This window comes from Enterobacter sp. MG-EB028 (genome assembly GCF_056673305.1).
This window is the reverse complement of sequence record NZ_CP195079.1, coordinates 1,505,727-1,521,226: the sequence shown is the minus strand read 5'-3', so window position 1 is coordinate 1,521,226 and position 15,500 is coordinate 1,505,727. Positions and strand designations below refer to the sequence as shown.

16 protein-coding genes are annotated in these 15,500 nt (G+C 59.5%); 9 read left to right on the top strand and 7 right to left on the bottom strand.

Features of this window, described 5'->3' with window-relative positions:
• The first annotated feature begins 1 nt into the window (after position 1).
• The gene (locus ACR42C_RS07200; RefSeq protein ID WP_116343424.1) at positions 2 to 505 is read left to right on the top strand and encodes a fimbrial protein; all 504 of its coding nucleotides are present in this window, start codon (positions 2 to 4) and stop codon (positions 503 to 505) included.
• Here ACR42C_RS07200 and dinG read toward each other — a convergent pair.
• Positions 492 to 2,669 carry an ATP-dependent DNA helicase DinG gene (gene dinG, locus ACR42C_RS07195; protein ID WP_116343383.1) on the bottom strand — a complete coding sequence of 726 codons (2,178 nt, stop codon included), beginning with the start codon at positions 2,667 to 2,669 and terminating at the stop codon, positions 492 to 494. The two genes, ACR42C_RS07200 and dinG, sit on opposite strands and share 14 nt — an antisense overlap.
• Positions 2,670 to 2,766: 97 nt before the next feature.
• Positions 2,767 to 4,149 carry an ATP-dependent RNA helicase RhlE gene (gene rhlE / locus ACR42C_RS07190; protein WP_320720630.1) on the bottom strand — a complete coding sequence of 461 codons (1,383 nt, stop codon included), beginning with the start codon at positions 4,147 to 4,149 and terminating at the stop codon, positions 2,767 to 2,769.
• Positions 4,150 to 4,354: 205 nt separating this feature from the next.
• Here rhlE and cecR point away from each other — a divergent pair, with 205 nt between their 5' ends.
• From cecR to ACR42C_RS07165, 5 genes are read left to right on the top strand one after another with little or no spacing between them, the layout of a single operon-like run.
• Positions 4,355 to 5,032 (top strand): transcriptional regulator CecR, encoded by a 678-nt coding sequence (gene cecR / locus ACR42C_RS07185; protein ID WP_116343381.1) that lies wholly within the window; start codon positions 4,355 to 4,357, stop codon positions 5,030 to 5,032.
• A complete protein-coding gene (hlyD, locus tag ACR42C_RS07180; protein WP_479984926.1) occupies positions 5,029 to 6,024 on the top strand; it encodes a secretion protein HlyD in 996 nt (331 codons plus the stop codon). The genes cecR and hlyD overlap by 4 nt, the downstream gene beginning before the upstream one ends.
• The gene (locus ACR42C_RS07175) at positions 6,017 to 7,756 is read left to right on the top strand and encodes an ATP-binding cassette domain-containing protein (RefSeq protein WP_479984925.1); all 1,740 of its coding nucleotides are present in this window, start codon (positions 6,017 to 6,019) and stop codon (positions 7,754 to 7,756) included. Before hlyD ends, ACR42C_RS07175 begins: the two co-directional genes overlap by 8 nt.
• Positions 7,746 to 8,879, top strand: a complete 1,134-nt coding sequence (locus tag ACR42C_RS07170) for an ABC transporter permease (protein WP_163330773.1) — start codon at positions 7,746 to 7,748, stop codon at positions 8,877 to 8,879. Before ACR42C_RS07175 ends, ACR42C_RS07170 begins: the two co-directional genes overlap by 11 nt.
• A gap of 9 nt (positions 8,880 to 8,888) precedes the next feature.
• Complete coding sequence (locus ACR42C_RS07165; protein WP_479984924.1) at positions 8,889 to 9,995, top strand: ABC transporter permease; 1,107 nt, start codon at positions 8,889 to 8,891, stop codon at positions 9,993 to 9,995.
• On the opposite strand, the gene ACR42C_RS07160 is transcribed toward ACR42C_RS07165, so the two are convergent.
• Positions 9,957 to 10,367: a YbhQ family protein gene (locus ACR42C_RS07160; protein ID WP_115874544.1), complete on the bottom strand. Its 411-nt coding sequence runs from the start codon at positions 10,365 to 10,367 to the stop codon at positions 9,957 to 9,959. The two genes, ACR42C_RS07165 and ACR42C_RS07160, sit on opposite strands and share 39 nt — an antisense overlap.
• 133 nt (positions 10,368 to 10,500) lie before the next feature.
• On the opposite strand from ACR42C_RS07160, the gene ACR42C_RS07155 reads away from it, so the two are divergent.
• Genes ACR42C_RS07155 through ACR42C_RS07145 form a run of 3 tightly spaced genes read left to right on the top strand, consistent with a single transcriptional unit; the run spans position 10,501 to position 13,459 of the window.
• A complete protein-coding gene (locus tag ACR42C_RS07155; RefSeq protein ID WP_116343376.1) occupies positions 10,501 to 11,262 on the top strand; it encodes an endonuclease/exonuclease/phosphatase family protein in 762 nt (253 codons plus the stop codon).
• Positions 11,259 to 12,497 carry a cardiolipin synthase ClsB gene (gene clsB / locus ACR42C_RS07150; protein WP_320720632.1) on the top strand — a complete coding sequence of 413 codons (1,239 nt, stop codon included), beginning with the start codon at positions 11,259 to 11,261 and terminating at the stop codon, positions 12,495 to 12,497. Before ACR42C_RS07155 ends, clsB begins: the two co-directional genes overlap by 4 nt.
• On the top strand, positions 12,497 to 13,459 hold the full coding sequence (locus ACR42C_RS07145) for a YbhN family protein (RefSeq protein ID WP_316379980.1): 963 nt from the start codon (positions 12,497 to 12,499) through the stop codon (positions 13,457 to 13,459). The genes clsB and ACR42C_RS07145 overlap by 1 nt, the downstream gene beginning before the upstream one ends.
• A gap of 89 nt (positions 13,460 to 13,548) precedes the next feature.
• Here the strand turns inward: ACR42C_RS07145 and ACR42C_RS07140 are convergent, their stop codons facing one another.
• The 4 genes from ACR42C_RS07140 to moaC form a co-directional block, all read right to left on the bottom strand.
• Positions 13,549 to 14,256 carry a Bax inhibitor-1/YccA family protein gene (locus tag ACR42C_RS07140; protein WP_320721195.1) on the bottom strand — a complete coding sequence of 236 codons (708 nt, stop codon included), beginning with the start codon at positions 14,254 to 14,256 and terminating at the stop codon, positions 13,549 to 13,551.
• 64 nt (positions 14,257 to 14,320) lie between these two features.
• The gene (gene moaE / locus ACR42C_RS07135; protein ID WP_479984923.1) at positions 14,321 to 14,773 is read right to left on the bottom strand and encodes a molybdopterin synthase catalytic subunit MoaE; all 453 of its coding nucleotides are present in this window, start codon (positions 14,771 to 14,773) and stop codon (positions 14,321 to 14,323) included.
• Position 14,774: 1 nt separating this feature from the next.
• The gene (gene moaD / locus ACR42C_RS07130) at positions 14,775 to 15,020 is read right to left on the bottom strand and encodes a molybdopterin synthase sulfur carrier subunit (protein ID WP_320721197.1); all 246 of its coding nucleotides are present in this window, start codon (positions 15,018 to 15,020) and stop codon (positions 14,775 to 14,777) included.
• The gene (moaC, locus tag ACR42C_RS07125; RefSeq protein WP_320721198.1) at positions 15,013 to 15,498 is read right to left on the bottom strand and encodes a cyclic pyranopterin monophosphate synthase MoaC; all 486 of its coding nucleotides are present in this window, start codon (positions 15,496 to 15,498) and stop codon (positions 15,013 to 15,015) included. Before moaC ends, moaD begins: the two co-directional genes overlap by 8 nt.
• Positions 15,499 to 15,500 lie beyond the last annotated feature (2 nt).

Sequence of the window (15,500 nt, the reverse complement as noted above, 5' to 3'; positions counted from 1 at the left end):
CATGAAAAAGACAATCGCACTTCTGGCGCTGGGGCTGATCGCCCAGGCGCACGCCGACGATATTCAGATCCAGATGACGGGCAACATTTACGCCAATACCTGCATCATCGACAGCGCCAGCCGCAACCTGACGGTGGATTTAGGCCAGGCAGTATCCGGCGATTTTAAAGACGTGGGCGATACCGGCGAGTGGAAAGATTTTTCCCTTTCAGTGTCACATTGCCCGGCCACGCTCGCCCTTGCCACGGCCTATTTCTACGGCCAGGCCGACAGCGCGCACCCGACTAAGTTCGCCAACATCGGCAGCGCAAAAGGGCTGGCGCTGGAGCTGGCAGACCGTCAGGACAAAATCCTGATTGCCCCGCAGGCGGCCTTTAACGCCGTCATTAATCCAGGTGACCACACGGCCACGTTTCCGTTGTCCGCTCGCTATTACGCCACCGCCATACCCGTCACGGCCGGCACGTTCAGCAGCGTAGTGCAGGTGACATTCACTTACCAGTAGGACCGCGCCTCTTAGCACGGATGCTTTTACCACGCCCGGCGGCCAGTTTTGCCGGGCGTTTTTTTACCTCCGGCACCTCCGGCTGTTCGATCGGGAAAACAGGCAGCGCGTTCAGCAAACGCTGGCCGTAGTTTTTGGTGAGCAGACGCTTGTCATAAATCACCACTTCGCCCCAGCAGCCGTGGCTACGAATAAGACGTCCCACCTGCTGAATCAGGTTAAACGACGCCGCAGGCAGGCTCTGCACCTCAAACGGATAGCGGTTAAGACTCTTCAGCCACTCCCCCTCGGTGATCACCACCGGGCTGTCGATGGGCGGGAAGGCAATTTTATGGATGTGCACCTGCGTCAGGTAGTCCCCTTTCAGATCCAGACCTTCGGCAAAAGACTGTAGCCCCACCAGCACGCTGCGCTCGCCGTTATCAATACGCTTGCGGTGGGTTTCCACCAGCCGATAGCGCGGCTGATCCCCTTGCACCAGCAAGAGTAAACGCAGATCGGTGACGTGTTCGAGGAAGCGCTGCATCGCCCGCCCGCTGGCAAACAGCACCAGCATGCCGGGATACTTTTTACTCTCGACCTGTTCGCGGAAGTAGGCCGCCATCTCCGCAATGTGCTGCTCTTCGTTGTCGATAAGCGGCTCGAATTTCATGCGCGGAATCACCAGCTTGCCCTGCTCGCAGTGGTTAAACGGCGAGTCCAGCGCCACAAAACGGTCGCCCGCTTTCTCCTTCAGGCCGCTCATCTCCTGCAGCCTGGAGAAGCTGTTCAGGGAGCGCAGGGTTGCGGAGGTGACAACCACGTGCGGCACGCTGCGCCAGATCAGCTTTTCCAGCTGATCGGCCACACGAATGCCCACGCAGTGGAAAAAGAGGTGGACCTGCCCATCCCGCACTTCGCGGGTAGCCCATTTGGTGACCGGCGCCCCCGACGCCTGAGCCATCGAAGCCAGACGCCAGAGCTTGCTCTGCGCCTCAAACATCCCCAGCGCGCGGTTCATCTGCAGCAGAATACGGTGCAGGCGCACCACGTCGTGCGAGCCGGTTTTCTCGCTCAGATCGTTTAAGAACATCTCCGCCAGCCCGCGCAGCTTTTCCAGATGCTTCGCCAGCTGCTGGCAGATCTCCATCACCTCTTCCGGTAGTTCCCCCATCGCAAAGCGGTGTTCGGCTTCCTGGGCGGCAGGAAGATAGAGGTTCAGGATGTTGTTCAGGGAGGAAATGAGGCTATAAACCTCTTCGCAGTGCTCGCTCAGCCGCTCCGGAACCGCCAGTGGCGGCGTGGTTTTCGGGCGGAACTGCTCCATGCAGGTCGCCACCAGCTTGCAGAAGAGATCGAGCTGCAGGCGGAACCAGGGCGCCGTAATTTCAGCGCTCATTTCCAGCGCGTCCCGCGCCACGTCAGGCAGATGGTGACCTTCGTCGAGCACCAGCAGCAGGTTTTTGGGTTCCGGCAGCACCGCTTCACTCTCGAGCGCCGCCATCACCAGCGCGTGGTTGGCGACAACCACCTCCGCCTCCTGGATCTCGCGCCGGGCGACAAAGAACGGACACTCGCGGTAGTAGTGACAGTTGCGGTTCAGGCAGCTTGCTTTATCGGTGCTGAGCCTGCGCCATAAGTCGTCGCTAATCGCCAGGCTGGTGTGATCCCGCAGGCCGTCCCACTTATAGCCGTCGAGCTCGGTTTTCAGCTTTGCACACTGCTCCTGCTCCGCCTTATTGTTTGGCGTCAGCTCGTCATCCAGAAACGCGAGCAGATCCTGTTGATTCGGCTCGCTGCTGGCAAGCGCCGCCAGGTTACGCGGGCACACGTAGCGCCCGCGCCCAAAGGCGGCGGTAAACCGCAGATCGGGGATGATTTTGCGCAGCAGGGGCAAATCTTTGCTGAAGATCTGATCCTGCAGCGCCACGTTGGCGGTGCTGACCACCAGCGTTTTGTCCTCTTCCCGCGCAATCGCGATGCCGGGAATGAGATACGACAAGGTTTTCCCGACTCCGGTTGGGGCTTCAATCGCCAGATGTCGCCCGTCGTCCCCGGCGAGCGTTTTTGCCACGTCGGCAATCATCTGCCGCTGCGGCGCTCGGGGGATAAAATCGGGGATCTGCTGCTGTAGCGCCTTATACCATGCGCCAATTTGCGCTTTCAGCGCCGCGGTTAAAGCCATTGGAAAACCTGAAACACTGTATAAACAGCCACTATTGTGGCACTTTCTCTTCTCTGCCGCAAAAAGAAAAGCCCGGCTTTACGACCGGGCTTCCAGATTACTGCGGGTTAGCAGGCTTGCGCGGGCGGCGTCGGCGCAGCCCTTCCCCTGCCGGCTTGCCTTCGCCGCTGCGCCACGGGCTTTCACCCGCCGGCTTGCCGTCGCTGTTGCGACGAGGCGGTTTGCCCGATGATTTTGGCGCGCCGCCTTCTGAACGACGCGGCTGCTGACCGCGACCGCCGCCGCCCTGACCGCGACCGCCACCCTGACGACCGTTCTGAATCGGCTCGGCTTTGATGGACGGGTCCACTTCGTAACCCGGGGTTTCAATGCGCGGGATCTCTTTCTTCAGCAGACGTTCGATGTCACGCAGCAGCTTGTGCTCGTCCACGCAGACCAGAGAGAGCGCCTCACCGGTTGCCGCCGCACGACCGGTACGGCCGATACGGTGCACGTAGTCTTCCGGGACGTTCGGCAGCTCGTAGTTCACCACGTGCGGCAGCTCTTCAATATCGAGGCCACGGGCAGCGATGTCGGTCGCCACCAGCACGCGGATGTCGCCAGACTTGAAGTCCGCCAGCGCACGGGTACGCGCGCCCTGGCTCTTGTTACCGTGAATGGCGGCGCTGCGGATGCCGTCTTTATTCAGCTGTTCCGCCAGGTGGTTAGCGCCGTGCTTGGTGCGGGTAAAGACCAGCACCTGCTGCCAGTTACCCTGGCCGATCATCTGGGAGAGCAGTTCGCGCTTGCGCTTTTTATCCACAAAGTGCACGTGCTGCGTCACCTGCTCGGAGGCGGTGTTGCGGCGCGCCACTTCCACTTCGAGTGGGTTATGCAGCAGCTTTTCCGCCAGCGCCTTGATCTCGTCGGAGAAGGTCGCGGAAAAAAGCAGGTTCTGGCGACGCGGGGGCAGCTTAGCCAGCACGCGGCGAATGTCGTGGATAAAGCCCATGTCGAGCATGCGGTCGGCTTCGTCCAGCACCAGAATTTCGATGTTATCCAGCTTCACCGCGTTCTGGTGTTCCAGATCCAGCAGACGGCCCGGCGTTGCCACCAGAACGTCCACGCCGCCGCGCAGCTTCATCATCTGCGGGTTAATGCTCACGCCACCGAAAACCACCAGCGAGCGAATGTTGAGGTAGCGGCTGTACTCACGCACGTTCTCACCAATCTGCGCCGCCAGCTCGCGGGTTGGGGTGAGGATCAGCGCACGCACCGGACGACGGCCTTTGGCGTGCGGCTGGTTTTTTACCAGCAGCTCTAACAGCGGCAGCGTAAAGCCCGCGGTTTTACCGGTGCCGGTCTGGGCGCTGGCCATCAGGTCACGGCCCTGAAGCACAGCGGGGATCGCCTGCTGCTGGATTGGGGTTGGCTCAACGTAGCCCTGCTCTGCGATGGCGCGCAGAATTTCCGGGTTCAGGCCAAGGGAATCAAAAGACATAAAAACTCCGAACCGCCCCGACCATCACAGGTGTAGTTTTCAGGGAGATATAACAATTAGGAGGACAAAAACCACAATGTCGCGAAGGGGCGGAGTGTAGCAGCTTTTGTGACGTGGCGCATAAAATATCCCTCAGCATTCCCTCGACGTTAGCGGGAATCAGGCATAATCTTAATCAATCGATTGATTAATTCTTAATGCCGCCATGAATACGACACCCACAACAACCAAAGGTGAACAGGCCAAAAATCAGCTTATCGCCGCCGCGCTGGCGCAGTTTGGCGAGTACGGGCTGCATGCGACCACGCGGGATATCGCTGCCCAGGCCGGACAAAACATTGCGGCCATTCCCTACTATTTTGGCTCAAAAGAGGATTTATATCTCGCCTGCGCCGAGTGGATCGCCGATTTTATCGGCGCGCAGTTTCACCCGCACGTTGAGGAAGCCACCGCGCTGCTCAGCCAGCCGTCACCCGATCGCGCCGCCGTTCGCCAGCTTATTCTCAAAGCCTGCCATAATATGATTCGCCTGCTGACGCACGACGATACGCTCAACCTGAGCAAGTTTATTTCCCGGGAACAGCTCTCCCCGACTGCCGCCTACCAGCGGGTACATGATCGGGTAATTGCCCCGATGCATACCCACCTGACCCGGCTGATCGCCGCGTATACCGGGCGGGACGCCAGCGATACCGACACTATTTTGCATACCCACGCCCTGCTGGGTGAAATCCTTGCCTTCCGTCTGGGCAGGGAAACTATCCTGTTACGCACCGGCTGGACACAATTTGATGAGGATAAAGCCGCGCAGATTAGCCAGGTCATCGCCTGTCATCTCGATCTGATCCTGCAAGGCTTAACGCAAAGGAGCCTGAAGTCATGAAAAAACCAGTCGCCATCATTCTGGTGGTTGTTGTGTTGCTTGCTGCCGGAGTCGGTGGCTGGCTGTGGTATCAGAGCCAGCAGGATAAAGGCCTGACGCTGTACGGTAACGTGGATATTCGCACGGTGAACATGAGCTTCCGCGTCGGCGGACGTCTCGCCTCGCTGAGCGTTGACGAAGGCGATGCCATCAAAGCCGGTCAGACGCTGGGCGCGCTGGATAAAGCCCCTTTTGAGAACGCGCTGATGCAGGCCAAAGCTGGCGTTTCCGTCGCGCAGGCGCAGTATGACCTGATGCTGGCAGGCTATCGCGATGAAGAGATTGCCCAGGCTGCCGCCGCCGTTAAGCAGGCCAAAGCCGCGTACGACTATGCGCAGAACTTCTATAACCGCCAGCAGGGACTGTGGAAAAGCCGCACCATTTCCGCCAACGATCTGGAAAACGCGCGGTCATCCCGGGACCAGGCGCAGGCAACGCTGAAGTCCGCGCAGGATAAATTAAGCCAGTACCGCTCCGGTAACCGCGAGCAGGACATTGCCCAGGCGAAAGCCAGCCTTGAACAGGCGCAGGCCCAGCTGGCGCAGGCGGAACTGGATCTGCACGACACGACCTTAATCGCTCCCTCTGACGGCACGCTGATGACCCGCGCCGTGGAGCCGGGCAGCATGCTCAGCGCGGGCAGTACCGTCTTAACGCTCTCCCTGACCCGTCCGGTGTGGGTGCGCGCCTACATTGACGAGCCGAACCTCGGGCAGATGCAGCCGGGCCGCGAGCTGCTGCTCTATACCGACGGCCGCCCGGACAAGCCGTATCACGGCAAGGTGGGCTTTGTCTCCCCTACCGCTGAATTTACGCCGAAAACGGTGGAAACACCGGACCTGCGTACCGACCTGGTTTACCGCCTGCGCATCATCGTCACCGATGCGGACGACGCGCTGCGTCAGGGCATGCCTGTTACCGTGACCATAAACGACGGGGAACGACATGAATGATGCGGTTATCCAGCTCAACGGTCTGGTCAAACGCTTCGCGGGCATGGACAAGCCGGCGGTCGCGCCGCTGAACTGCACCATTCAGAAAGGCTACGTAACCGGGCTGGTCGGCCCGGACGGCGCGGGGAAAACCACGCTGATGCGGATGCTGGCGGGGTTGCTCAAGCCGGACGAAGGCTCGGCCAGCGTGCTTGGCCTGGACCCGATAAAAAACGACGGCGCGCTCCACGCCATGCTCGGCTATATGCCGCAGAAGTTTGGCCTGTATGAAGATCTGACGGTGATGGAAAACCTGAACCTGTATGCCGACCTGCGCAGCGTCACCGGTGAAACGCGGCAGAAAACCTTCGCCCGACTGCTGGAGTTTACCTCCCTCGGCCCGTTCACCGACCGGCTGGCGGGCAAGCTCTCCGGCGGGATGAAGCAGAAGCTGGGTCTGGCCTGCACGCTGGTGGGCGAGCCGAAGGTGCTGCTGCTGGATGAGCCCGGCGTCGGCGTGGACCCGATTTCCCGCCGCGAGCTGTGGCAGATGGTGCACGAGCTGGCGGGCGACGGGATGCTGATCCTCTGGAGTACCTCCTACCTCGACGAAGCGGAACAGTGTCGGGACGTGCTGCTGATGAACGAGGGTGAACTGCTCTATCAGGGCGAACCAACCGAACTGACGCAAACCATGGCCGGGCGCAGCTTCCTGCTGCACAGCCCGCAAGAGTCGAACCGCAGGCTGCTCCAGCGGGTGCTGAAGCTGCCGCAGGTCAGCGACGGGATGATTCAGGGCCGCTCGGTGCGCGCGATCCTCAAAAAAGAGGCTACCGTCGACGATATTCGCCATGCGCCAGGCATGCCTGAGATCGACATGACGGAAACCGCACCGCGCTTTGAAGATGCGTTTATCGACCTGCTGGGCGGTGCGGGCGCGTCGGAATCCCCCCTTGGCGCGATCCTGCACACGGTGGAAGGCACGCCGGGCGAAACGGTGATAGAAGCGAAATCCCTCACCAAAAAATTCGGGGACTTCGCCGCTACCGACAACGTCAATTTTGCCGTGAAGCGCGGCGAGATTTTTGGCCTGCTGGGGCCGAACGGCGCGGGAAAATCCACCACCTTTAAGATGATGTGCGGCCTGCTGGTGCCGACATCCGGCAAGGCGCTGGTGCTGGATATGGATCTGAAGGTCAGCTCCGGCAAGGCGCGCCAGCATCTGGGGTATATGGCGCAGAAGTTTTCCCTGTATGGCAACCTGACGGTCGAGCAGAATCTGCGCTTTTTCTCCGGCGTGTACGGCCTGCGCGGGCGCGCGCAGAATGAGAAAATCCGCCGCATGAGCGACGCCTTTGGGTTAACGAATATTGCTTCCCATGCCACCGACGAATTGCCGCTCGGCTTTAAGCAGCGGCTGGCGCTGGCCTGCTCGCTGATGCACGAACCCGATATTCTTTTCCTGGATGAGCCGACCTCCGGCGTTGACCCCCTCACCCGCCGCGAGTTCTGGCTGCACATCAACAGCATGGTGGAAAAAGGGGTGACCGTGATGGTGACCACCCACTTTATGGACGAGGCGGAGTACTGCGACCGTATCGGGCTGGTCTATCGCGGCAAGCTGATCGCCCACGGCACGCCAGACGACCTGAAGGAGCAGGCCGCTGACGAAGAACAGCCAGACCCGACTATGGAGCAGGCGTTTATTACCCTCATCCACGACTGGGACAAGGAGAATGCCCATGCGCAGTAGTGCTATATCCTGGCGCCGGGTGCGCGCGCTGTGTATTAAAGAGACGCGGCAGATCGTGCGCGATCCCAGCAGCTGGCTGATTGCGGTGGTGATCCCCCTGCTGCTGCTGTTTATCTTTGGCTACGGCATTAACCTCGACTCCAGCAAGCTGCGGGTCGGGATTTTGCTTGAGCAGCAGAGCGAAGAGGCGCTGGACTTTACCCACGCCATGACCGGCTCGCCCTATATCGACGCCACCGTCAGCGACAACCGGCAGGAGCTGATCCAGAAAATGCAGGCCGGGAAAATTCGCGGCCTGATCGTCATCCCGGTGGATTTCGCCGCCAACATGGCGCGGGCGAATACCAATGCACCGATCCAGGTGATTACCGACGGCAGCGAGCCGAATACCGCCAACTTCGTACAGGGCTACGCGGAGGGGATCTGGCAGCTCTGGCAGATGCAGCGCGCGGAAGACCGGGGCGAGACGTTTGAACCGCTTATCGACGTGCAGACGCGCTACTGGTTTAACCCCGCCGCCATCAGCCAGCATTTTATTATTCCGGGCGCGGTGACCATCATCATGACGGTGATCGGCGCAATCCTCACCTCGCTGGTGATCGCCCGCGAGTGGGAGCGCGGCACCATGGAGGCGCTGCTCTCCACCGAGGTGACCCGGGTCGAGCTGCTGCTGTGCAAGCTTATCCCCTACTACTTCCTCGGCATGCTGGCGATGCTGCTCTGCATGCTTGTGGCAGTCTTTATCCTCGGCGTGCCGTACCGCGGCTCGCTGGTGGTGCTGTTCTTTATCACCAGCCTGTTTTTACTCAGCACGCTGGGGATGGGGCTACTCATCTCCACCATCACCCGCAACCAGTTTAATGCCGCGCAGGTGGCGCTGAACGCCGCTTTCCTGCCGTCGATAATGCTCTCCGGGTTTATCTTCCAGATAGACAGCATGCCGGCGGTGATCCGCGCCGTGACCTACATCATTCCGGCGCGCTACTTCGTGAGCACGCTGCAGAGCCTGTTCCTGGCGGGGAATATTCCGGTGGTGCTGATCGTCAACACCCTGTTTCTGATGGCGTCGGCGGTGATGTTTATCGGGTTGACGTGGATGAAAACCAAACGGCGACTGGATTAAGGAGCGCACATGTTTCACCGTTTATGGACACTGATCCGCAAAGAGCTGCAATCCCTGCTGCGCGAGCCGCAAACCCGCGCCATTCTGGTGCTGCCGGTGCTGCTTCAGGTTTTACTGTTCCCGTTTGCCGCCACCCTTGAGGTGACCAACGCCACCATTGCCATTTACAACGAAGACAACGGCAAACACGCCGTCGAGCTGACGCAGCGTTTCGCCCGCGCGAAGGCCTTTACCCACATCCTGCTGCTGAAAAGCCCGCAGGAGATCCAGCCCACCATCGACACGCAAAAAGCGCTGCTGCTGGTACGCTTCCCGGCGGATTTCTCCCGCAACCTGGACACCTTCCAGACCGCGCCGATGCAGCTGATCCTCGACGGGCGCAACTCCAACAGCGCCCAGATAGCGGCGAACTATCTGCAGCAGGTGGTGAAGGATTACCAGCAGGAGCTGATGGACGGCAAACCGAAGCCCAACAACAGCGAGCTGGTGGTGCGCAACTGGTACAACCCGAATCTGGACTACAAGTGGTTTGTGGTCCCGTCGCTAATCGCCATGATCACCACCATCGGGATAATGATCGTCACCTCCCTGTCCGTCGCCCGCGAGCGCGAGCAGGGCACGCTGGATCAGCTGCTGGTCTCCCCGCTCGCCACCTGGCAGATTTTCGTCGGCAAAGCGGTGCCGGCGCTGATCGTCGCAACGTTCCAGGCCACCATCGTGCTGGGGGTGGGGATTTGGGCCTACGAGATCCCGTTCGCCGGTTCGCTGGCGCTGTTTTACTTCACGATGGTGATTTACGGGCTGTCGCTGGTGGGATTTGGACTGCTGATATCCGCGCTCTGCTCGACGCAGCAGCAGGCGTTTATCGGGGTATTCGTCTTTATGATGCCGGCGATTCTGCTCTCCGGGTACGTTTCGCCCGTCGAGAACATGCCGGTGTGGCTCCAGGATTTAACGTGGATAAACCCGATTCGACACTTTACGGATATCACCAAGCAGATCTATCTGAAGGATGCGAGTCTGGACATTGTCTGGGGAAGTTTGTGGCCGCTACTGGTCATAGCGGCCACGACGGGCTCAGTGGCCTATGCGATGTTTAGACGCAACATTGCGTAGCTTTTTCTCTTTGGTGAGCAACGAGACGACAGCTGGCCCTGCGAGGATTGCCAGACCCGCCAGGGCCAGCAGCAGGTTGTTTTGCAGCACGCGTGACAGCAGCCAAAGCACGATCATCGCGGCACCAAAGTACCAGGTGGTGGTGAGCTCTTCGAGCACATCACCCACCTCGCGCCAGCGCGCTTCATGGTGGCGCTGTAAGAACAGCATCGACAGCACGGTGACGCCATAGAGGACGCACAGTCCTAAGCCAACACGCACCAGCGTGCCGCTCATCCAGCCCATCACCAGTACGGCCACGACCAGTAAATGCAACATTATCTGCCAGCAACTCAAACCGGTTGCGACACGAACACGTTGTTGCCACTTCATGGCTTCTCTCCTGAAGGATTTTTCTCTGCTTAATCAGACTACCGCACTTTACGGAAAATTCCGTAACGCCGCATCTTTTTGTGACGCCGACTACACTTTATTTTCATCGGGATAGTCACCCAGGAAGGTGTTTATGAGCAAAAAAACGCAGCATTTCTCGCTTAAGGTGCTGACGATAAACATTCATAAGGGCTTCACAGCATTTAACCGCCGCTTCATTTTACCGGAGCTGCGCGACGCGGTACGCACCGTCAGCGCGGACATTGTCTGCCTGCAGGAGGTGATGGGCGCGCACGAGGTGCATCCCATGCATTTCGAAAACTGGCCCGATACGCCGCACTACGAATTTCTGGCCGACACCATGTGGAGCGATTACGCTTACGGCCGCAACGCGGTCTATCCGGAAGGCCATCACGGAAACGCCGTGCTGTCGCGTTTTCCTATCGAACATTACGAGAACCGGGACGTCTCCGTTGGAGAGAGCGAAAAGCGCGGGCTGCTTTACTGCCGCATCGCACCGCCGGATCTTGACGTACCCGTTCACGTAGGCTGCGTTCACCTTGGCCTGCGTGAAGCCCACCGTCAGGCGCAGCTACAGATGCTGGCTGACTGGACTAATGCGCTTCCCGAAGGCGACCCCGTGGTGGTGGCCGGTGATTTTAACGACTGGCGGCAGCGGGCCAACCATCCTCTGAAGGTGAATGCGGGGCTGGAGGAGATTTTCACCCGGGCACACGGTCGTCCCGCACGGACGTTTCCCGTGCGCTTTCCCCTGCTGCGCCTGGACCGCATCTACGTGAAAAATGCGCATGCCAGCAGCCCGACGGCGCTGGCGTTACTTAACTGGCGACATCTTTCCGACCATGCCCCGCTGAGCGCGGAGATCCACTTATGAAATGCACATGGCAGGAAGGTAACCGTATTACGCTGTTGGAAAACGGCGATAACTTTTATCCGGCAGTCTTCGAGGCGATTAGCCACGCGCAGCAGAAAGTCTACCTTGAAACGTTTATCTGGTTTGAAGACGACGTTGGCAGGCAGCTGCACAGCGCGCTGCTGCATGCCGCCCGGCGCGGAATAAAAATCGAGGCCCTGCTCGACGGGTATGGCTCGCCGGATCTCAGCGATGAATTTGTTAATGAACTCACCGCCGCTGGCGTGGTGTTCCGTTACTACGATCCTGGTCCTCGCCTGTTCGGCATGCGCACCAACCTGTTCCGCCGCATGCACCGCAAAATCGTTGTGGTGGACGAAACGGTGGCGTTCGTGGGCGGCATTAACTACTCCGCCGAGCATATGTCGGATTACGGCCCGGAGGCCAAGCAGGACTACGCGATCCGCATTGAGGGACCGGTGGTTCAGGACATCCAGCTGTTCGTGCTGGAAAACTTGCCCGGTAAAGAGGCCGCTCGCCGCTGGTGGCGACGCCGTCATCGCCCGGAAGAGAACCGCAAGCCCGGCGAAGCGCAGGCACTGTTTGTCTGGCGGGACAACGAGGAGCATCGGGACGATATTGAACGTCACTACCTGAAGATGCTGGCCAATGCGAAGCGCGAAGTGATTATCGCCAACGCCTATTTCTTCCCCGGCTACCGCATTCTGCACGCCATGCGCAACGCGGCCCGCCGCGGCGTCCGGGTGAAACTCATCGTGCAGGGCGAGCCGGATATGCCGATTGTGAAGGTCGGCGCGCGTCTGCTCTACCGCTATCTGGTTAAAAGCGGCGTGCAGATATATGAATACCGCCGCCGCCCGCTGCACGGCAAAGTGGCCGTGATGGATGACCACTGGGCAACCGTTGGCTCCAGTAATCTCGATCCGCTGAGCCTGTCGCTTAACCTGGAAGCGAACCTGATCATCCACGACCGCCAGTTTAATCAGACCCTGCGCGATAACCTTCAGGGACTTATCAATAAGGACTGCGTGCGGGTGGATGAATCCATGGTGCCGAAACGGAGCTGGTGGAACGTTGGCGTCGGCGTGGTGGTGTTCCACTTCCTGCGCCACTTCCCGGCGATGGTCGGCTGGCTGCCGGCGCATACGCCGAAGCTGGCGCAGGTGGATCCGCCGGTACAACCCGAAATGGAAACCCAGGACCGCGTTGAAGCGGAAGATGGAGGCAAACCCTGATGTCAAAATCTCATCCTCGCTGGCGGCTGGCGAAAAAAATCCTCACCTGGGTATTCTTTATCGCGGTCGCGGTACTGCTGGTGATCTACGCGCAGAAAGTGGACTGGGAAGAGGTGTGGAAGGTTATCCGCAACTATAACCGACTGGTGCTGCTCGGCGCCGTTGGGCTGGTGATCGTGAGCTACCTGATGTACGGCTGCTATGACCTGCTCGGCCGCGCCTACTGCGGACACAAGCTGGCTAAACGTCAGGTGATGCTGGTGTCGTTTATCTGCTACGCCTTTAACCTGACGCTGAGCACCTGGGTCGGGGGGATTGGCATGCGCTATCGCCTGTACTCGCGGCTTGGCCTGCCGGGTGGGACGATCACGCGCATTTTCTCATTAAGCATCACCACCAACTGGCTGGGCTATATTCTGCTCGGCGGGGTAATTTTCACCATCGGCGTGGTGCAGCTGCCCGCGCACTGGTATATCGACGAAGCCACGCTGCGCATTCTCGGCTTCGTGCTGCTGCTGATCATCGCCGTGTATTTGTGGGCCTGCGCCTTTGCCAGACGCCGCCATATGACCATTAAAGGGCAGAAACTGGTACTGCCGTCGTGGAAGTTCGCGGTACTGCAGATGGCGGTTTCCAGCGCCAACTGGATGGCGATGGGGGCGATCATCTGGCTGTTGATTGGCGAGGACGTGAACTACTTCTTCGTGCTGGGCGTGCTGCTGGTGAGCAGTATCGCCGGCGTTATCGTGCATATCCCGGCAGGGATTGGGGTGCTGGAGGCGGTATTTATTGCGTTGCTGGCCGGAGAGCATGTCTCACAGGGAACGATTATTGCCGCCCTGCTAGCCTACCGCATGCTCTATTACTTCCTGCCGCTGGCACTGGCCACGGTCTGTTATCTGGTGCTGGAGAGTCGGGCGAAAAAGCTGAGGGCGAAGAACGAGAGGATGTTAGCGAAGTGAATAAGTCGGGTGGCGGCTTCGCCTTACCCGACCTACGGTTCGCGTTTCGTAGGCCGGGTAAGGCGAAGCCGCCACCCGGCAAAACAACCCTAGCGACGGTTGCCAAAAATACGCAGCAGCATCAGGAACAGGTTGATAAAGTCCAGATAGAGCGTCAGCGCGCCCAGAATCGAGTATTTGCGCAGGTTGGAACTGTCGCGCACGTCGATATGCTCGCCGATGTTTTTCAGCTTCTGGGTGTCGTAGGCGGTCAAGCCAACAAAGACCACCACCCCGATGTAGGTCACGGCCCACATCAGCGCGTCGCTCTTCAGCCACAGGTTCACCAGCGACGCCAGCACAATCCCGATCAGCCCCATAAACAGCATGTTGCCTAAGCCACTCAGGTCACGTTTGGTGGTGTAACCGTACAGGCTCATCACGCCAAACATCCCCCCGGTCACCACAAACGTGCTGGCGATGGAGGAGTAGGTGTAGACGATGAAAATGCTGGAAAGCGTCAGGCCAGTCAGCGCCGAATAGAGCATAAACAGCGTGGTTGCCATGCCCGCGCTGAGCTTTTGCACCAGCCCGGAGAGCACAAACACCAGCGCCAGCTGCGCGATAATCAACCCAAAGAAGGTGATTTTGCTGGAGAAGATAAACATCATCAGTTCAGGCGTGTTCGCCGCATACCACGCGATAAACGCGGTAAGCAGCAGGCCAACCGTCATCCAGCCGTACACCTGAGCCATATACGTCTGCAGGCCGCTACGGGTCTGCTGTACTATTGAATCGGAACGCGGAAATCGGTCCATGATTCACTCCTGATTAAGATTAAGAAGACACACACGTTAAGAGTAACACATCCACGTAAACCGACTACCAACGGCTGGCGGCCTGTTTATCGCTGTCGCGAGATTCCACCCAGCGGTCCCCTTCCGGCGTGGCTTCGCGCTTCCAGAACGGCGCTTTTGTTTTGAGATAGTCCATGATGAACTCCCCGGCCTCAAACGCGCTGCCGCGGTGTGCGCTGGTCACGCCGACAAACACAATCTCTTCACCGGGCCACATCTCACCAATGCGGTGGATAACCGTGACGCGCCCAAGCGGCCAGCGGCCTCGCGCCTCTTCCACAATTGCCGCGAGCGATTTCTCCGTCATACCGGGATAGTGCTCCAGCGTCAGCGCTTTTACGCTGTCACCGAGGTTGTGGTTACGCACTTTGCCGGTGAAGGTGACGACCGCGCCGTCTTCATCGCGTTCCGCCAGCCGGCTGTATTCGGTCCCCACGTTAAAACGCTCGGGGCTCACCAGAATTCGGGTTTCCGCCATCTTAGCCCCCTGTCACCGGCGGGAAAAAGGCCACTTCATCCCCTTCGGCCAGCGGGTGGCTGAACTCCACCAGCGTCTGGTTAACGGCCGCCAGCAGCTTGCCCTCGTCCAGCGCCAGCGCCCAGCGGTCGCTTTGCGCGGCCAGATGCACGCGCAGGGCAGCGACGTTTTCAAAAGAGCCGTCCAGCATCAGGCTGTCGGTATTGACCAGCTCGCGGACCTGGGCGAAAAAGAGCACCTTAATCATGGCTGTCCACCTTAAAATCACCGGATTTGCCGCCGCTTTTCGCCAGCAGGCGAACCGGGCCAATCACCATATCTTTCTGCACTGCTTTGCACATGTCGTAGATGGTCAGCGCGGCAACGGAGGCCGCCGTCAGGGCTTCCATCTCCACGCCGGTTTTCCCGGTTAAGCGGCACAGGGACTCAATGCGCACGCGGCTGTGCTCCGGCTGCGCCTGCAGGTTCACCTCCACCTTGCTTAGCATCAGCGGATGGCAGAGCGGGATTAAGTCCCAGGTGCGCTTGGCGGCCTGAATACCCGCGATGCGCGCAGTGGCAAAGACGTCGCCCTTATGGTGGCTGCCGTCGATAATCATCGCCAGCGTTTCCGGCAGCATAGTTACGAACGCTTCCGCGCGCGCTTCGCGCACCGTTTCGACTTTGGCGGAAACATCCACCATATGCGCTTCACCGGCGGCGTTAATGTGGGTTAGTTGTGACATAG